This window comes from Micromonospora sp. NPDC048898 (assembly GCF_043198035.1).
Classification (GTDB): domain Bacteria; phylum Actinomycetota; class Actinomycetes; order Mycobacteriales; family Micromonosporaceae; genus Micromonospora.
On record NZ_JBICUF010000005.1, the window covers coordinates 58,585 to 74,311 of the forward strand.

The 15,727-nt window shown below is 71.8% G+C and carries 17 protein-coding genes and 1 pseudogene; 6 read left to right on the plus strand and 12 right to left on the minus strand.

Annotation, left to right across the window (positions count from 1 at the left end):
* Positions 1-18: 18 nt before the first annotated feature.
* From ACGFIQ_RS15925 to ACGFIQ_RS15960, 8 genes and pseudogenes are all read right to left on the minus strand, one after another.
* The gene (locus tag ACGFIQ_RS15925) at positions 19-1,095 is read right to left on the minus strand and encodes an NAD-dependent epimerase/dehydratase family protein (RefSeq protein ID WP_393244136.1); all 1,077 of its coding nucleotides are present in this window, start codon (positions 1,093-1,095) and stop codon (positions 19-21) included.
* A gap of 115 nt (positions 1,096-1,210) precedes the next feature.
* Positions 1,211-1,312 carry a 30S ribosomal protein bS22 gene (locus ACGFIQ_RS15930; RefSeq protein WP_007465623.1) on the minus strand — a complete coding sequence of 34 codons (102 nt, stop codon included), beginning with the start codon at positions 1,310-1,312 and terminating at the stop codon, positions 1,211-1,213.
* A gap of 215 nt (positions 1,313-1,527) precedes the next feature.
* A complete protein-coding gene (locus ACGFIQ_RS15935; protein ID WP_110563213.1) occupies positions 1,528-1,737 on the minus strand; it encodes a helix-turn-helix domain-containing protein in 210 nt (69 codons plus the stop codon).
* Positions 1,738-1,949: 212 nt separating this feature from the next.
* Positions 1,950-3,134: an ABC transporter permease gene (locus tag ACGFIQ_RS15940; protein WP_393244138.1), complete on the minus strand. Its 1,185-nt coding sequence runs from the start codon at positions 3,132-3,134 to the stop codon at positions 1,950-1,952.
* Positions 3,135-3,250: 116 nt separating this feature from the next.
* A pseudogene (locus tag ACGFIQ_RS15945) lies at positions 3,251-4,087 on the minus strand (ABC transporter ATP-binding protein); the annotation flags it as partial.
* Positions 4,084-5,475, minus strand: a complete 1,392-nt coding sequence (locus tag ACGFIQ_RS15950; RefSeq protein WP_393244140.1) for an efflux RND transporter periplasmic adaptor subunit — start codon at positions 5,473-5,475, stop codon at positions 4,084-4,086. The gene ACGFIQ_RS15950 and the pseudogene ACGFIQ_RS15945, both read right to left, overlap by 4 nt.
* Positions 5,476-5,517: 42 nt before the next feature.
* A complete protein-coding gene (locus ACGFIQ_RS15955) occupies positions 5,518-6,810 on the minus strand; it encodes a hypothetical protein (protein WP_393244142.1) in 1,293 nt (430 codons plus the stop codon).
* Positions 6,811-6,911: 101 nt separating this feature from the next.
* Positions 6,912-7,832 carry a proline dehydrogenase family protein gene (locus ACGFIQ_RS15960; RefSeq protein ID WP_393244144.1) on the minus strand — a complete coding sequence of 307 codons (921 nt, stop codon included), beginning with the start codon at positions 7,830-7,832 and terminating at the stop codon, positions 6,912-6,914.
* A gap of 107 nt (positions 7,833-7,939) precedes the next feature.
* On the opposite strand from ACGFIQ_RS15960, the gene ACGFIQ_RS15965 reads away from it, so the two are divergent.
* The 3 genes from ACGFIQ_RS15965 to ACGFIQ_RS15975 are packed head-to-tail and all read left to right on the plus strand — an operon-like array spanning position 7,940 to position 10,005.
* Positions 7,940-8,212 (plus strand): hypothetical protein, encoded by a 273-nt coding sequence (locus ACGFIQ_RS15965; RefSeq protein ID WP_357068307.1) that lies wholly within the window; start codon positions 7,940-7,942, stop codon positions 8,210-8,212.
* A 1-nt stretch (position 8,213) separates the two neighbouring features.
* The gene (locus ACGFIQ_RS15970) at positions 8,214-9,380 is read left to right on the plus strand and encodes a glutathionylspermidine synthase family protein (protein WP_393244146.1); all 1,167 of its coding nucleotides are present in this window, start codon (positions 8,214-8,216) and stop codon (positions 9,378-9,380) included.
* 19 nt (positions 9,381-9,399) lie between these two features.
* Positions 9,400-10,005 carry a CGNR zinc finger domain-containing protein gene (locus ACGFIQ_RS15975; RefSeq protein WP_393244148.1) on the plus strand — a complete coding sequence of 202 codons (606 nt, stop codon included), beginning with the start codon at positions 9,400-9,402 and terminating at the stop codon, positions 10,003-10,005.
* Positions 10,006-10,037: 32 nt separating this feature from the next.
* Here ACGFIQ_RS15975 and ACGFIQ_RS15980 read toward each other — a convergent pair whose 3' ends face one another.
* Together ACGFIQ_RS15980 and ACGFIQ_RS15985 are read right to left on the minus strand one after the other, a co-directional pair.
* Positions 10,038-10,844 carry a sugar phosphate isomerase/epimerase family protein gene (locus ACGFIQ_RS15980; protein WP_393244150.1) on the minus strand — a complete coding sequence of 269 codons (807 nt, stop codon included), beginning with the start codon at positions 10,842-10,844 and terminating at the stop codon, positions 10,038-10,040.
* Positions 10,845-10,919: 75 nt separating this feature from the next.
* Positions 10,920-11,864 carry a Ppx/GppA phosphatase family protein gene (locus ACGFIQ_RS15985; protein ID WP_393244151.1) on the minus strand — a complete coding sequence of 315 codons (945 nt, stop codon included), beginning with the start codon at positions 11,862-11,864 and terminating at the stop codon, positions 10,920-10,922.
* An 80-nt stretch (positions 11,865-11,944) separates the two neighbouring features.
* Here ACGFIQ_RS15985 and ACGFIQ_RS15990 point away from each other — a divergent pair, with 80 nt between their 5' ends.
* Genes ACGFIQ_RS15990 through ACGFIQ_RS16000 form a run of 3 tightly spaced genes read left to right on the plus strand, consistent with a single transcriptional unit; the run spans position 11,945 to position 13,361 of the window.
* On the plus strand, positions 11,945-12,742 hold the full coding sequence (locus ACGFIQ_RS15990) for a hypothetical protein (RefSeq protein WP_393244712.1): 798 nt from the start codon (positions 11,945-11,947) through the stop codon (positions 12,740-12,742).
* 35 nt (positions 12,743-12,777) lie between these two features.
* Positions 12,778-12,978 (plus strand): hypothetical protein, encoded by a 201-nt coding sequence (locus ACGFIQ_RS15995; RefSeq protein WP_393244153.1) that lies wholly within the window; start codon positions 12,778-12,780, stop codon positions 12,976-12,978.
* Positions 12,979-13,010: 32 nt separating this feature from the next.
* Complete coding sequence (locus tag ACGFIQ_RS16000) at positions 13,011-13,361, plus strand: type II toxin-antitoxin system death-on-curing family toxin (RefSeq protein ID WP_393244155.1); 351 nt, start codon at positions 13,011-13,013, stop codon at positions 13,359-13,361.
* Between the two features lie 259 nt (positions 13,362-13,620).
* On the opposite strand, the gene ACGFIQ_RS16005 is transcribed toward ACGFIQ_RS16000, so the two are convergent.
* Positions 13,621-14,304, minus strand: a complete 684-nt coding sequence (locus ACGFIQ_RS16005; RefSeq protein WP_039906992.1) for a response regulator transcription factor — start codon at positions 14,302-14,304, stop codon at positions 13,621-13,623.
* A gap of 23 nt (positions 14,305-14,327) precedes the next feature.
* Complete coding sequence (locus tag ACGFIQ_RS16010; protein WP_393244157.1) at positions 14,328-15,611, minus strand: sensor histidine kinase; 1,284 nt, start codon at positions 15,609-15,611, stop codon at positions 14,328-14,330.
* Positions 15,612-15,727: the final 116 nt, after the last annotated feature.

Genomic DNA, 15,727 nt, shown 5'->3' on the forward strand with positions numbered 1-15,727 from the left:
GCCCCTCCCCCGGCCCGGTCAAGATGACCGCTCCCGGACCGCGGAACGGACCTGCCGGATGCCGTCCAGGACGAGTTGCTCGGCGGCGGCCAACTGCCCCCGCGTGACCACCACCCCACCGTGGTGGGCGCGGATGAAGTCCTCGAACGCCTCGGCGGTGGAGCGGGGCGTGAAGTCGTACTCCTGCTCCAGTCGGGTGGTGTCGACCACCCGGCCGTGCACGAAGAGGTCGACCTGGTCCAGGCCGTAGCGGCCGAAGCCCATCGTGCGGGCCAGCGCGGCGGCCCCGGAGAGACCCGGCTCCAACACCGGCACGGCGACCCGGCCGGCCCGTCGGATCGCCTGGGACAGCGACAGCACCCCCGGACCGGCGACGTTGTAGGTGCCGGGGTGGTCCTCCACGATCGACAGGTGCAGCACCTCCAACGCGTCGTCGAAGTGCAGGAACTGCAGACGGGGGTCGCGGCCGAAGACGGTTGGCACGAACGGCTGCGCGAAGTAACGGGTCAACGTGGTGTCGGCGGTCGAACCGATGAACGGGGCGAAGCGCAGCACCGTCGCGGTGACGTCGGGCCGGCGGCGCCGGAAGCCACGGACGTACCCCTCAAGGTCGAGGATGTCGCGGCCGAAACCACCACGCGGCACCTCGCGGGGCTCGGTCTCCTCGGTGAAGACCGCCGGGTCCCGGAACGACACCCCGTACGCGGCGGTCGACGAACGGACCACGAGCTTGCGCAGCCGGGGTGCCCGTTGGCAGGCGGCGAGCATCTGCATGCTGCCGATGACGTTCTGGTCCTTCATCGCGGACCGGCCCCCGTGCTGCGGATCGGGGGAACTGACCAGGGCGAGGTGCACGACGGCGTCCACGTCCAGGTCGGCGAGGAGGCCACCGAGCGAACCGGTGTCGACGCGGATGCGTTCGACCCGGTCCAGGATGTCGGTGAACTCGGTGCCGGAGTCCGGTGCGTCGACCCCGATGACCCGTTCGATACGCGGGTCGGCGGCCAGTCGGGCCGCCACGTGGGCACCCAGGTAGCGACCCACCCCGGTGACGAGGACGACCCCCGGAGCACCTGAGGTGCCACCGGGGGTCATCTGACGCACCTACCCCGGCAGGAAGGACCGAGCCGGGACGACCACGGCCTGATCACCTGAGCCTCCGGGGGTCGACAGTTTGGCAGGTGACGCCGGGCTCAACGCCCGGCGGCGATCACTTGCCGAGACGGCGACGCTGGACGCGGGTCTTGCGCAGCAGCTTGCGGTGCTTCTTCTTAGCCATGCGCTTACGGCGCTTCTTGACCACCGAGCCCATACGACAGCCTTTCGATACAACGTGCGGGGCGGACCGGATGACACCACGCAGGTGGCGACGGCGACCGCTTGCGGACAACGGACCGGACCAGTCTGGGCGGCAGGACGCACCGGTGGGGTCTCGGTCGGGCTCCAGGGTAGCCGCAGGGCCGCAGCCGGACCAACGCGCCCCCGTCGATGCCGGTTAGGGCGGCACCGGGAGGGCGGAACTGTGGCTCAGGCGGTCTCCTGGAACGCGCCCCGCAGATATTCGTGCACCGCATGCTCGGGCACCCGGAATGACCGGCCGACCCGGACGGCGGTGAGCTCACCGCTGTGCACCAGGCGATAGACAGTCATCTTCGACACCCGCATCACCGTCGCCACCTCCGCGACGGTCAGGAACCTGACCTCCGACAGTCGCCCGTCGGACTGTGACCCGGCCATGGCTCACCAACCCATCCCATGCCCGGCGCGTGCCAACCCGACGGATGCTCCGGGTCGGGCGGCGACGCGCGTGTTACCAGTACGGTAGCGGGACGGCTGTGACCGGCGCGATCCCTTCGTACAACTGATCATGTTTCTCCTCGCCGTTCACCCGATCCACGCTCCCGAAATCGCCCCGCCCGCGCCCGGCGTCCCGATCGCGCCGACGCCGCTCACTCGGCGCGGAGCGCGACCACCGGGTCGAGTCGGCCGGCGCGCTGCGCGGGGACGACTCCGAAGACGATGCCCACCACCGCGGACACGCCGAAGGCCAGCGCCAACGACCACCAGGTGATCGCTGCGGGGATCGGCGACAGCGCGTCGATCAGCAGGGCGGCGCCCACACCCAGCGCCATCCCGGCCAGCCCACCGATCGTGGTGAGCAGCACCGCCTCCAGCAGGAACTGCACGCCGATGTCGCGCGGGCGGGCCCCGACGGCCTTGCGCAGCCCGATCTCCCGGGTCCTCTCCCGAACGCTGACCAGCATGATGTTGGAGACACCGACCCCGCCGACGAGCAGGGAGATGCCGGCGATGGCCGCCAGCACGCCGGTGAGGACGCCGAGGATGTCGCCGAGCACGCCGAGGATCTGCTGCTGGGTTACCGCGCTGAACTCGGTGTCCGGGTGCCGGCGGTTCAGCTCGGCGACGATCCGCTCACCCAGCTCGTCGATCCGTTCCCGGTCTGGGGCCTTCACGGCGATGCCGTCCACCCGCTGGGTGCCCCAGAGCCGCTGCGCGGCGGTCACCGGCACGTGCACCTCGTCGTCCCGGTCGACACCGAGGCTCTGGCCGAGGGGCGCGAAGATGCCGATCACCCGGAACCGCACCCCGGCCAGCGTCACCTGCTGGCCGAGCGGGTCCCGGTCGGGGAAGAGCGTGCGGGCCACCGAGTCACCGAGCACCGCCACCCGCCGGCTGGTGTCCACGTCGGTGCCGGTGAGGTAGCGGCCCCGGGCCAACGACCGCGTGAACACCGTCGGGGTGGTCTCCAGCACCCCCTGGACGGTGGTGAAGTCGGAGCGGGCACCGGCTCGCGCGGTCGCTCCGGAGGCGACGGTGACCGCCACCAGGTCGGGGTCGCCGACCACCCGGCTGACGGCGTCGACGTCCTTGAGGGTCAGCGGCGAGACCACCGGCGCGTTGCCCACCTCGATCCGGCCGGGGACGACAAGCAACAGGTTGGACCCGAGGCCCTCGACCTGCTGTTCGACCTTCTGTTTGGTGCCGGTGCCGATGGCCACCAGCAGGACCACCGAGGCGACCCCGATGATCACCCCGAGCATGGTCAGCGCGCTGCGCAGCCGGTTGGCCCGCAGGGCGTCCAGCGCGACCCGCCATGCTTCGGCGACCCTCACGCCGCGCCTCCCGGCCGCTCGACCCCGACCGCACCTGAAGCGACATCATGCGGAACGGCCTCGGGCGGAACGGCCTCGGGCGGAACGGCCTCGGCCGGGGCTGTCTCGCGCGGAAGGCGCCCGGTGGCTCCGGCGGCGCCACCGGAGCCACCGGACGGGTGCCCCGGGCCGCTTCCGGACGCGGACCGGGGCTCCGCGCTGGGAGCGGAGACAAGTGTCGCAGGTCGACCGAGATCGACGGACGGCGGTCGATCATGAGGGGTGTCGCTGTCCGCGACGACCACCCCGTCGCGCATCGTGATCCGGCGCTGAGCTCGGGCCGCCACCTCCTGGTCGTGGGTGACCATCACCAGCGCCACCCCGGACTCCACGTTCAACTGCTCCAACAGTTCCAACACCGCCGCGCCGGTGACGCTGTCCAGGTTGCCTGTCGGTTCGTCGGCCAGCAGCACCGTCGGCTCGGTGACGAGCGCGCGGGCGATCGCCACCCGTTGCTGCTCACCGCCGGACATCTGGTTGGGCCGGTGGTCCAGGCGGTGCCCGAGGCCGACGCGGCCGAGCATCGCCGCCGCCCGCGCCCGACGCTGCCGCGCCGGCACACCCCGGTAGACGAGCGGCAGGGCCACGTTCTCCACGGCCGAGGTACGCGGCAGCAGGTGGAACGCCTGGAAGACGAAGCCGATCGTCTCGTTGCGCAGGGCTGCCATGTCCGGCGGGGCGAGGGTGTCGACGTCCCGTCCGCCGATCACCAACCGGCCACCGGTCGGCCGGTCCAACCCACCGAGGAGGTGCATGAGTGTCGACTTGCCCGAGCCGGACGGGCCGACCAGTGCCACGTAGTCCCCCGGTTGCACGACAAGCGACACCCCGCGCAACGCCTCGACGGACACCCCGTCGAGTTGGTACGTCCGGGACACCTCCACCGCCTCGATCGCCGGTGGGGTGCCGGTCACCGCACCTCCTGGCCGTCGCGCACCTGGTCGGTGCCGCGCACCACGATCCGGTCGCCGGGCTGTACGCCGTTGAGGATCTGCACCAGATCCGACCCCTGGACGCCCACGCTGACCGCCGCCCGGTCGGCCCTGCCGTCGCGGACCACCCAGACCGCGTCCCGGCCGTCGGCGGAGAACACCGCCGAGGCGGGTACGGTCACCGCGTCGGCGGCCTCGCGTACCCGTAGGTGCACGATCGCGTTCATGCCCGGCCGGGGGCTCGGTGCCGGCTCGCCCTCGGCCAGCTTCCCGGCGCCCAACGCGAGGCGCACCCGGTAGCTCACCCCGCCCTGGGCGGAGTTGGTGGGCAGCACGTCCACCGAGCGGACCGTCGCGTCGTAGCTGGCGCCGCTGACCGCGTCCAACTCGACGGTGGCGGTCACGCCGGCCTTCACCAGCAGCACGTCTGTCTCGTCCACCTCGGCGAGCAACCCCAACTGCCCGGTGTCCACCACGGTCAGCACCGGTGTGCCGGCGGTGACCTGGGCGCCTACCGTGACCGCGTCGTCCACCCCGGCGGGCGGCCCGCCCTGGCCGGACGTCAGCACGGACGGGTCGATGCCGGCCGCCTGGGCGCCACCGGTCTGCTCCAACAGCCCCGCGAGGCCGCCGGTCGAGCCACCGCCGGCCCGGGTGCCACCCGGCTGCACGACACCGGCGATCGGGGCGCGCAGGGTCAGCGCGTCGACTGTCGCCTTCGCCAGGTCGTACGCCTGCTGGGACTGGAGCCGTTGCGCGGCGGACAGCGCGCCGACGGCGGAGCTCAGCCCGTCGATCCCCCGCTGCACCGCGCGGACGGCCTGGTCGGCGCTGCGCGCGGCGGCGGCGTACTGCCGCTGCGCGGACGTCACCTGGGCCCGCAGAGCGTCCCGCACCTGCGGGTCGGCGATCTTCTCGGCGGCCCTGCGGGCGGCGTCGAACGCCTCGTCGGCCGCCTTGTCGGTGCCGCGTCGACTGCTGGTCAGGTCACCCGTGGAGGCACCCCGACCGGCGCGCTTCGCGGCGGTCAGCGCATCCTTCGCCTGCCGCAGCCGCTGCTGGGCCGAGGGCGAGTCGACCACGGCGAGGACCTGACCACGCTTGACCCGCTGCCCCGGCTGGACCCGCAGGCTGGCCAGCGTGCCGTCGGCGGGAGCGGTGAGCGTGGCGGCGGCCCGGGCGGTCACCGTCGCCGGAGCGTCGATCACCTCGCTGACCTGGTTGCGGGCGGCCGAGGCGAGCGCCAGGTCGGGGTCTTCGTCGCCACAGGACGCGGCGGTGGTGGTGATCAGGACGGCGACGGCGGTCAGGGCGACGAGCAGGCGAGGCCGGATGGTGCGGCCCGGCCGAGGTGACTGAGGGCGGTGCACCCATCGATGGTACGGCGGACCGGCACACCACCCGCGGACCCGTCAGGCGGCGGCGGCGCGCACGTACGCGACGCACTCGTCGTGCAGCGTCGACCACTGCTCGCCGAACGCCTCCTCGGCGGCCACCTCGAGAGTCTTGCGCTCGTGCACCACGGCCTTGAAGAAGGTGAGCAACCGCTGTGGCCCGTACCTGTCGACGAGGTGCCGGACGGCCAGGTAGCCGACACCGTAGCTGCCGCTGACCTGCTCGGCGGACGCGTCGTCGGCCGGGTTGACACCGGACAACTGACCGTCCCATTTGGCCTTGACCAGTTTGCGCACCTCGGCGAGCCCCTCGTACCGGTCGACCGCCTGGCCGCCGGTGCCGGCGAACTCGGCCAGCCCTTCCACCAGCCACCAGGTGGTCTTGCCCGGGTAGCCGCGCTCCGGCAGTGAGGCCGCATGGGTCAGCTCGTGCCGGAGCAGGTCGTCGGTGCCGCTGCTGGGCAGCCCGTCGGCGTTGAGCACCACCTCGTGGTGGCCGCCCCCCACGGTCACCGCGTAACCGCCGGTCCACTCCGGTCGGTCGCCGCCGTACCAGCGCTTCCACTCGGCGCGACCGGCGTAGAAGATCCGGTAGCGGTCCGGCGGCGACGACCCGGCGACCACGTACCCGTCGGCGATCCTGGCGGCCGTCTCGGCCTGGGCGAGCAGGCCCGGCAGCTTGCCGCGCAGCGGCCGGGTGGTGGCGACGATGGTCCGCGCGCCGACGGCCACGACCAGGTCACTGACCTCCCACGGTCGGGTGCCGGTCTCCACCGACTTGGACTCCTCCATGGCGATCAACCGGGGCTGGTCGCCGGACTCCCGCCAGCGGGTGCCGATCAGCACCGGGCTGGGCCGGCAGTTCGGTGCGACGAAGCAGTACTGGAAGCGCACCAGGAGCCGCCACTCCCCCGGCTTGCCGACGATCGGCGCGGGCAGGCCACTCGGCTCGGCCCGCCAGACGGTGACCTTGAGCTCGCGTAGCGCGGCGAAGCGTCGGCGCAGCTCGGTGTGCGCGGCGGGGTCGGCGATGGCGAGGAAAGCAGCGCGGTCACCGCCGAGCAGCGCCGTGGACTGCCGGTCGAGCTGGGCGGTCATCCGGTCGGCCAACCCTCGGGCCAGCGCGGTGGCCGGGTCGTCAGCCGTCGAGGCACCGGCCCGACTGATCGTGGACCGGGCGCCGTTCTCCCGGACCACGCCGGCGACGAGCAATGCCGGCAGGCCGCAGCCCAGCAGCAGGAAGACCACCACGAGCACCGTCCACAGCGGCCAGAGCCGCCGTGGTGCGGGCCGCTGCACCCCGTCAGTCACCCGCCGAAGGGTACGACCATCCGGTGGACGGGGCGAGGCCGCCCCCGGGCCGGCGGTGACCCCGGAAGGTCAGCGCCGGCCCGTCGGCCGAGCCGGAGCTGTTACTTCTTGGAGATCAGGGCACGGCCGAAGAAGACCAGGTTGGCCGGGCGCTCGGCGAGCCGGCGCATCAGGTAGCCGTACCACTCGTCGCCGTACGGGACGTAGGTGCGCACGGTGTAGCCCTCGGCGGCCAGGCGGGCCTGCTCCTCCGGGCGGATGCCGTAGAGCATCTGGAACTCGAAGCGCTCCGGCCCCCGGTCGAACCAGCGGGCCCGGTCCTCGCCGATCGCGATCATCCGGGGGTCGTGGGTGGCCAGCATCGGGTAGCCGCCGCCGGACATCAGGATGTTCATGCAGCGCACGTAGGACTTGTCGACCTCACGGGCCGACTGGTACGCCACCGACTCCGGCTCCTTGTACGCACCCTTGCACAGCCGCACCCGCGACCCGGCCGAGGACAGCTCCCGACAGTCCGACTCGGTCCGGCGCAGGTACGCCTGGAGCACCGCGCCTGTCGACGGGAAGTCCTTGCGCAGCTTGCCCAGCACCTCCAGCGTCGAGTCGGTGGTGGTGTGGTCCTCCATGTCCAGGGTGACGGTGGTGCCGACCGCGTCGGCCGCCGTGCAGATCGCCCGGGCGTTGTCGTACGCCAACTGCTCGTCGAACATCTGGCCGAGGGCGGAGAGCTTCACGCTCACCTCGGCGGCCGGGGTGAGCCCGGCGGCACCGAGCATCTTCAGCAACCTCAGGTATTCGTCGCGGGTGGCGACGGCCTGTTCGGGGGTGACGGTGTCCTCACCGAGGTGGTCGAGGGTGACCGCGAGACCGTCGTCGACGAGCCCGCGGGTCGCGCGCAACGCGTCGTCGGTGGTGGCGCCGGCGACGAACCGGCGAACGACGTCCCGGGTGTACGGGGCGGTCGCGACGAGCCGCTCGACCTGGGTTGACCGGGAGGCGGCGAGGATGACGGAACGGAGCATGAGCCGAGCGTATCGCCCCTGCCAGGGGCCCCGCCGAGGGGCGGGGAGGACCGCTTCCCGGCGGGGGCGGGGCGGCGGTGGTGGCGCCGATCGGCTACAACGATGCCGTGGACCCACGCCCCCGCCGCCGGCTACGGTCGGCCTCCGTGCAGCTCGGCGCGCTCACCGCTCTCGCGCTCGCCCTCTCCGGCTGCAACATGACCTCGGACGACGACGATGACGACGACTGTGCCCTCGGGCCGGTCGGCGGCGGCGACACTGTCGCGCTGGCGATGCGGGTCCCCGACCCGGCCGCCGGCCGTGCCGCCCCGGAGCCGACCACGGCCGCCCTGCCCGATCGCGGCGGGTTCGGCACCCACCTCGCCTCCTGCGGCGGCTGAGGTGCGCCGCGAGACTGTCGCGCCCCGACCCGACTGGGACACCACCATCCGGGAGCAGGGGCTCGTCTACGTCGACACCGAGCTGCCCGACGGCGAGATCATGTCGTACTGGGACGAGACCGGCGCGTACGCCTTCGACCTCGACGAGGTGCTGCGGCTGGAGGAGGCCACCGAGGAGCTGCACCGGATGTCGGTGGCCGCCGCCGAGCACGTGGTGGCACAGCGCCGGTACGCCGAGTTCGGCATCCCGGACTGGGCGGCCGAGGCGGTGGCCCGGTCGCTGCGGGAGACGCCACCCACCCTCTACGGGCGTTTCGACCTGGCGTACGACGGCACCTGGCCGCCGAAGATGCTGGAGTACAACGCGGACACCCCGACCGCCCTGGTCGAGGCGAGCATCATCCAGTGGTATTGGCTGGAGCAGACCCGGCCGGAGCTGGACCAGTGGAACAGCCTGCACGAGCGGCTGGTCGGCGCCTGGGCCAAGATCGCGGCCGGGCTGCACGACCCACGGGTGCACGTGCTCTGGTCGAACGAGGAGGAGTCCGGCGAGGATCACATGACCGCCGGCTACCTGGCCGAGACCGCCCGACAGGCCGGTCTGGACGTCGAGTTGCAGCCCATCCAGCAGATCGGCTGGGACGGCCGGCGCTTCCTCGACGCCGCCGACCGTCCGGTGACCACCTGCTTCAAGCTCTACCCGTGGGAGTGGATGCTGGCCGAGCCGTACGGGCCGCCGGCCCTGGCCCCGGGCACCCCGACCACCTGGATCGAGCCGGCCTGGAAGCTGCTGCTGTCCAACAAGGCGCTGCTCGCCGTCCTGTGGGAGCTGTACCCCGACCACGAGTACCTGCTCCCGGCGTACCTCGACTCGCCGCGCGGCATGACGGAGTACGTGGCCAAGCCCCTGCTCGGGCGGGAGGGCGGTTCGGTACGCATCGTCACCGCCGAGCAGGAGATCACCAACCCGGGCATCTACGGCGACGAGGGCTGGTGCTACCAGGAGTTCCGGGCGTTGCCGCAGTTCGCCGGCAACCGGATGGTGCTGGGGAGCTGGATCGTCGACGGCGAGTCGGCCGGCGTGGGTGTGCGGGAGAGCGCAAGTCTGATCACCGACGGCTACGCGCGGTTCCTGCCGCACTACATCGACGCGCCGCGCACCCCGTGAGTCGTCTACCGTTGGGGGCGTGAACTTCGACGCGTACGCCCGGACCGGCGTTGACCTGGTCAACGCCCGCCTGGACGACCTCGACGACCTGCGGGCCCTCTTCCCCGACGACAACGCCTGGATGCGCGACGAGGTCGCGGACCGGGACGTCGCGATCTTCCGGCGGGCCCAGAAACGGTTGCGCGACGTCTTCGAGTACGGCACCTCGGGGCGCGACGGCCAGGCGGTCACCGAGCTGAACGCGCTGCTCGAGGCGTTTCCGGTGCAGCCGCGCATCTCCGGGCACGACTCCAGCGACTGGCACATGCACGTGACCAGCCGGGGCGCCTCGGTCAGCGCGGAATACCTGGCCGGCGCGGTCTGGGGGCTGTCGGTCTGGCTCTGCGAGTACGGCAGTGCCCGATTCGGGGTCTGCGCCGACGAGCGGTGCGGCAACGTCTACCTGGACACGTCGTCCAACTGCTGCCGGCGGTTCTGCTCGGAGCGCTGTGCCACCCGGTCGCACGTGGCGGCACACCGGGCCCGCAAGCGGGCGGCCGTCGGCGAGCAGGTGACTGTCGGTGAGCAGGTGACCGTCGCCGCACAGCCGACCGTGGGCGCCGACTCACTCTCGCCGGTGAGCTGACCCCGCCGCCGCCCGGTCGCGGGGCGGACGGGTCAGGCGTCGACCGGGGACGGCGCGGTCAGGTGCTGGCGGGCAAACTCCAACGCGGCGCGTAGGTCGGCCTCGCGCACCGCGCGGCTCTTCGCGCCCCGGGTGGCGACCTCCACCGCCACCGCCCCGGTGAATCCGCGCCCGGCCAGCGAGGAGAGCAGCTCCCCGCAGGGCTGGGTGCCGCGCCCGGGCACCAGGTGCTCGTCGCGGCCCTCGCCGGTGCCGTCACCGAGGTGCACGTGCGCCAGCCCGGCGCCCATCCGGTCGGCCATCTCCAGCGGGTCGCTGTGCGAGGCCGCGCAGTGCGACAGATCCAGGGTGTACGACGGGTAGCCGGTGTCGGTGGGATCCCACCCCGGCACGTACGGGACGAACTGTCGACCCGCCATCCGCACCGGGTACATGTTCTCCACGGCGAACCGCAGCCCGCTGAACCGGTCCGCGACGGTGGCCAGCCCCTCGGTGAAGTTGCGCGCGTAGTCGCGTTGCCAGGTGAACGGCGGGTGCACCACGACCGTCGGCGCCTCCAGCGTCTCGGCCAGCTCGGCGGCCCGGCGCAGCCGCTCCCACGGGTCCGGGCTCCACACCCGCTGGGTCACCAGCAGGCAGGGCGCGTGCACCGAGAGCACCGGCACCCCGTAGTGCGCCGACAGGCCGCGCAGCGCGCCCGCGTCCTGGCTGACCACGTCGGTCCAGACCATCACCTCGACCCCGTCGTAGCCGAGCGCCGCGGCCAGTTGGAACGCCGCCGCGGTCGGCTCGGGAAAGACCGACGAACTGGACAGGAGCACGGGAACGCGGGAAGTCACGTCAGCCAGCGTAGCCCGGCAGCGCCGGTGCCATCGTGACGAGTGCCAGCAAACAGGCCGAAACCGGCCGCCCGGTCAGATCGGTTCGAGTTGATCGAGTCGACGGAGGATGACGCCTTCGCGCAGCGCCCACGGGCAGATGTCCAGTGAGCCCAGATCCAGGCGGCGCATCGCCGCCTCGGCGACCACGGCGCCGGCCAGCAACTGGTGCGCCCGGCCGGCGCTGACCCCCTCCAACTCCATCAACTGGGCCGGTGGGATGTGCCGGATGAACCCGATGACCTGCCGCAGACCTGCCCGGGTCAGGCTGCGCCGTGCCCAGAGCCCGGCACCGGAGGGCGCGGCCCCGGCCAGCCGGGCCAGGGTCCGGAACGTCTTCGAGGTGGCCACCACGCGGTCCCAGCCGACCTGGGTGATCTGGTCGACCACCTTGTCCAGCCGCCCGTCCACGTACTCCCGGAGCTTCTCGATGGTCTCCGCCGACGGCGGGGCCGCGCTGGCCGGATCGACCCGCAGCCGCTCCCGGGTCAGCCGGCCGGCCCCGAGCGGCAGTGAGACCGCGAGGTCCGGGTCCTCGTCGATGCCGGCGGCGATCTCCAGCGAGCCACCGCCGATGTCCAGCACCAGCAACCGCCCCGCCGACCAGCCGAACCAACGCCGCACGGCCAGGAACGTCGACCGCGCCTCGTCCGCCCCGGAGAGCACCACCAGCTGTACGCCGGTCTCGTCCCGGACCCGGGCCAGCACCTCGGCCGCGTTGGTGGCGTCGCGCACCGCGGACGTGGCGAACGCGATCAGGTCGTCCGCCGCCAGGCCGGTGGCCGCCGCCTTGGCCATGCCCACGGCCTTGACCAGGCCGTCCGCACCCGCCTCGGTCAGCGCGCCGTCGGGGCCGATCTGCTCGGCCAGCCGGAGCACCACCTTCTCGGAGTGCGCCGGCCAGGGGTGCGCGCCGTGGTGCGCGTCCACCACGAGGAGGTGCACGGTGTTGGAACCGACGTCGAGGACACCCAGTCGCATGATGAAGACCATAGGTCCAACACGTTTGCGCGGCTCGCCGGCCTGCGGACGTCACCGCGCGTACGCTGGGCCGGGTGACGATGGAGCTCCGTGTGCTGGTGGACGACCCGGGCGATCCGCGCAGTCGCGAGGTGCCGCTGGACTTTCCCCGGGAGTGGATCGAGTTCACCGATCCGGCCGACGAGACGCACCTGATCCGCGCCGACCTGACCTGGCTGCTGTCCCGCTGGACCTGCATCTTCGGCAAGGGTTGCCACGGCATCATCGCCGGCCGGGCCGCCGACGGTTGCTGCTCGCACGGGGCGTTCTTCACCGACTCCGACGACGAGAAGCGGGTTCGCAACGCCGTCAAGCGGCTCACCCCGTCGACCTGGCAGCACTTCCAGCGCGGCTTCAAGAACTGGACCGCCGAGGACAGCATCGACGGCAAGAATCCGGCCCGCCGCACCGCCACCCAGGGCCCCGACGGCCCGTGCGTGTTCCTCAACGACGCCGACTTCGCCGGCGGAGGTGGCTGCGCCCTGCACGGCCAGGCGCTGCGCGACGGGGTGCACCCGCTGGAATACAAGCCGGACGTCTGCTGGCAGTTGCCGATCCGCCGCGATCAGGACTGGGTGAAGCGTCCGGACAACTCCAAGGTGTTGGTCTCCACCCTGTCCGAGTTCGATCGGCGCGGTTGGGGTGCCGGCGGGCACGACCTGGACTGGTGGTGCACCTCCTCGACGGACGCGCACGTCGGCACCGAGCCGATGTACCTGTCGTACGGGCCGGAGTTGACCGCGCTGATCGGCGCTGCCGCGTACGAGCGGCTGGCCGAGCTGTGCGCGGCGCGGGTCAAGCAGGGCATGGTCGCCCCGCACCCCGCCGACGAAATCTAACCGATCTTGGTAGCAATCTTGCTACCATTTGCGGCATGGCTATGACGCTCCGACTCGACGACGACCGCGAACGGCAACTCCGTCTCGCCGCGGACGAAGAGTCGCGCTCGATGCACGCCGTGGTCGTCACCGCGATCGACGACTACCTCGCACGGCGCAACGCCAAGGAGTTCGGCGGCCTCGCCGACGAGATCATCGAACGCCACGCCACCCTGCTCGCTCGCCTGGCGGAGTGATGTCGGAGGTTCGTTATCCCACCCTGGCGGACGTGGCGAGCATCGCTCGAAAGATCGGCGTCGGGATCAGGGACGCCGGCCTCGTGGAGTCGGCGGTGGCTCGGCCGCAGACGAGCGTTTTCGGGGAGGACGCCTACCCCGACCTCTGGACGAAAGCGGCCGCGCTGCTGCACTCGCTGGTCAACAACCACCCATTCGTGGACGGCAACAAGCGGATCGGCTGGATCGTCGCCGTCGCCTTCCTGCTCCAGAATCACGCCGTGACCATCGCTCAGCTCGACGAGGTCGACCAGAACATTGCGTACGACCTGGTCATCAGCGTTACGGAAAGCCGGCTGACGGAGGTGGCCGACATCGCGGCCGCCTTGCAGAAGTTGTCCTGAGGGCCCCCGACCGCGTCCACCTGGGTGTTTTGCGGGAGAGCCAGACCGAGCCGTGCAACCGGACGTACCGCGTTCATGAAAGTCGGGGCATCCGGTACGCCCGGACGCCCCGATATCAAAGAACCCGAGTCGATCACGAGCCCAGCAGCCACTCGAAGCCGGTACAGAATGGGCATATCGATCTTATTGGACAGGCTGGGCCAGCCGGGCAGGCCGAAGGGGGCCCGCGCCGAGCGCAGACCCCCTTCGGGTACGCCGATCACGGCTCGAACTTGTAGCCCAGGCCCCGGACGGTGACGATGAAGCGCGGTGCCGACGGCTCCGGCTCGATCTTGGAACGCAGCCGCTTGACGTGCACGTCCAACGTCTTGGTGTCACCGACGTAGTCGGCGCCCCAGACCCGGTCGATGAGCTGGCCGCGGGTGAGCACCCGGCCGGCGTTACGCAGGAGCAGCTCCAGCAGCTCGAACTCCTTCAACGGCAGCTGCACGGCCCCGCCCTCGACGGTCACCACGTGCCGTTCGATGTCCATCCGCACCGGGCCGGCGGCAAGCGTCGGAGCGCCCGCCTCGGCCACCTCCGGGCTCTGCCGGCGCAGCACCGCCCGGATCCGGGCGACCAGCTCCCGCGGCGAGTACGGCTTGGTGACGTAGTCGTCGGCGCCGATCTCCAGCCCGACCACCTTGTCGATCTCGCTGTCCCGGGCGGTGACCATGATGATCGGTACGGCCGACCGCTGCCGCAGTTGTCGGCAGACCTCGGTCCCCGACATCTCGGGCAACATCAGGTCGAGCAGCACGATGTCGGCGCCGGTTCGGTCGAACTCGGTGAGGGCATCGGTGCCGGTCGCAGCGACCGAAACCTCGAAGCCCTCCTTACGGAGCATGTACGACAAGGCGTCGGAGAACGACTCCTCGTCCTCGACCACCAGAACGCGGCTCAACGGGGATTTCCTTTCCATTGCTGTCAGACCTGCCGTAGCCCAGCCGGACCGGACTCGATCCCAACCGGCGGCAGTGTCGCCAGCAGGTCGTCCGGTGGGCTGGCGGGCAGCCGGAGGGTGAACGTCGATCCACCACCAAGAGTGCTCGACACCTCGACCCGTCCGCCATGGTTGCTCGCGATGTGTTTCACGATTGCCAGGCCGAGCCCGGTGCCGCCGGTGGCCCGTGACCGGGCCTGGTCGGCCCGGTAGAACCGCTCGAAGATCCGGTTCACGTCGGTCGGGGCGATGCCGATGCCCTGGTCAGCGACGGCGACCTCGACGTGCTCGTCGTCACCGCGCAGGGTGACCCGCACCGTGGTGTCCTCGCCCGAGTAGTTGATGGCGTTCTCGACCAGGTTCGCCACCGCCGTGGCGAGTTGGGAGTCGCTGCCGTAGGCGGTGAGGCCCCGTTGACCGTCCACGGTCACCTCGACACCCCGGGCGGAGGCCGTGGTGCGGGTCCGGTCGACCACCTCGGCGATCACCCAGTCCAGCGCTACCGGCTCGGGTGGCGGCTGTGGTTCGGCGCCCTGCAACCGGGTCAACTCCAGCAACTCCTGCACCAGACGACCCAGTCGGGTCGACTCGTGCTGGATCCGCTCGGCGAACCGGCGGGCGGCCACCAGGTCCTCGGAGAGGTCGGGCGCCGCCGCGTCGGCCGGCTCGGTCGCGTCCAGCAACGCCTCGGCGAGCAGTTGAAGCGCCCCGATCGGCGTCTTCAGCTCGTGGCTCACGTTGGCCACGAAGTCGCGTCGCACCCTGGTCAACCGGTGCGACTCCGTCACGTCGACCGCCTCCACCGCGATGAACCCGTTGCCGAGGCCCATCGCCCGCAGGTGCACGCCGAGCGGGTTCTCCCCCGCACTGTCGCGACCCCGGGGCAGGTCCAGCTCGATCTCGCGCCGCACCCCGGTGCGTCGCACCTGGCCGGCAAGGGTACGGATCAGCGGGTGCGCGGCGATCGAGCCGGGGGTGCTGCCGGTACGCAGAAGCCCCATCGCGCGGGCGGCCGGGTTGATCAGCACCGGCACGTCGTCGTTGTCCAGGACCACGACACCGGCCCGGAGCGAGTCGATCGTCCGGCGGCCGAGCCCGGCCTGCTGCTCGTCGGCGATCGCGGGCCTCCCCCTGCTCCAGCGGGGGCTCGCGCCGCCCGTCGACGTGGAGCGACCGTCCCGCGCGGGCAGGAACCGGGGCAGCAGGAGGCCGGCGGCCAACCCGGCCACCAACGCCACGGCCACCACGACCGCCACCGCCCACTCCACCCGGCGATCGTAGGGTCATTGTTAACCTGGCTACCACACAGAACGGGACGAACCACCCGCACTTCGAGAAGTGTTCACCCCCACGTCTGGCGTCGTTCACCGTGGTTCATCCGCGA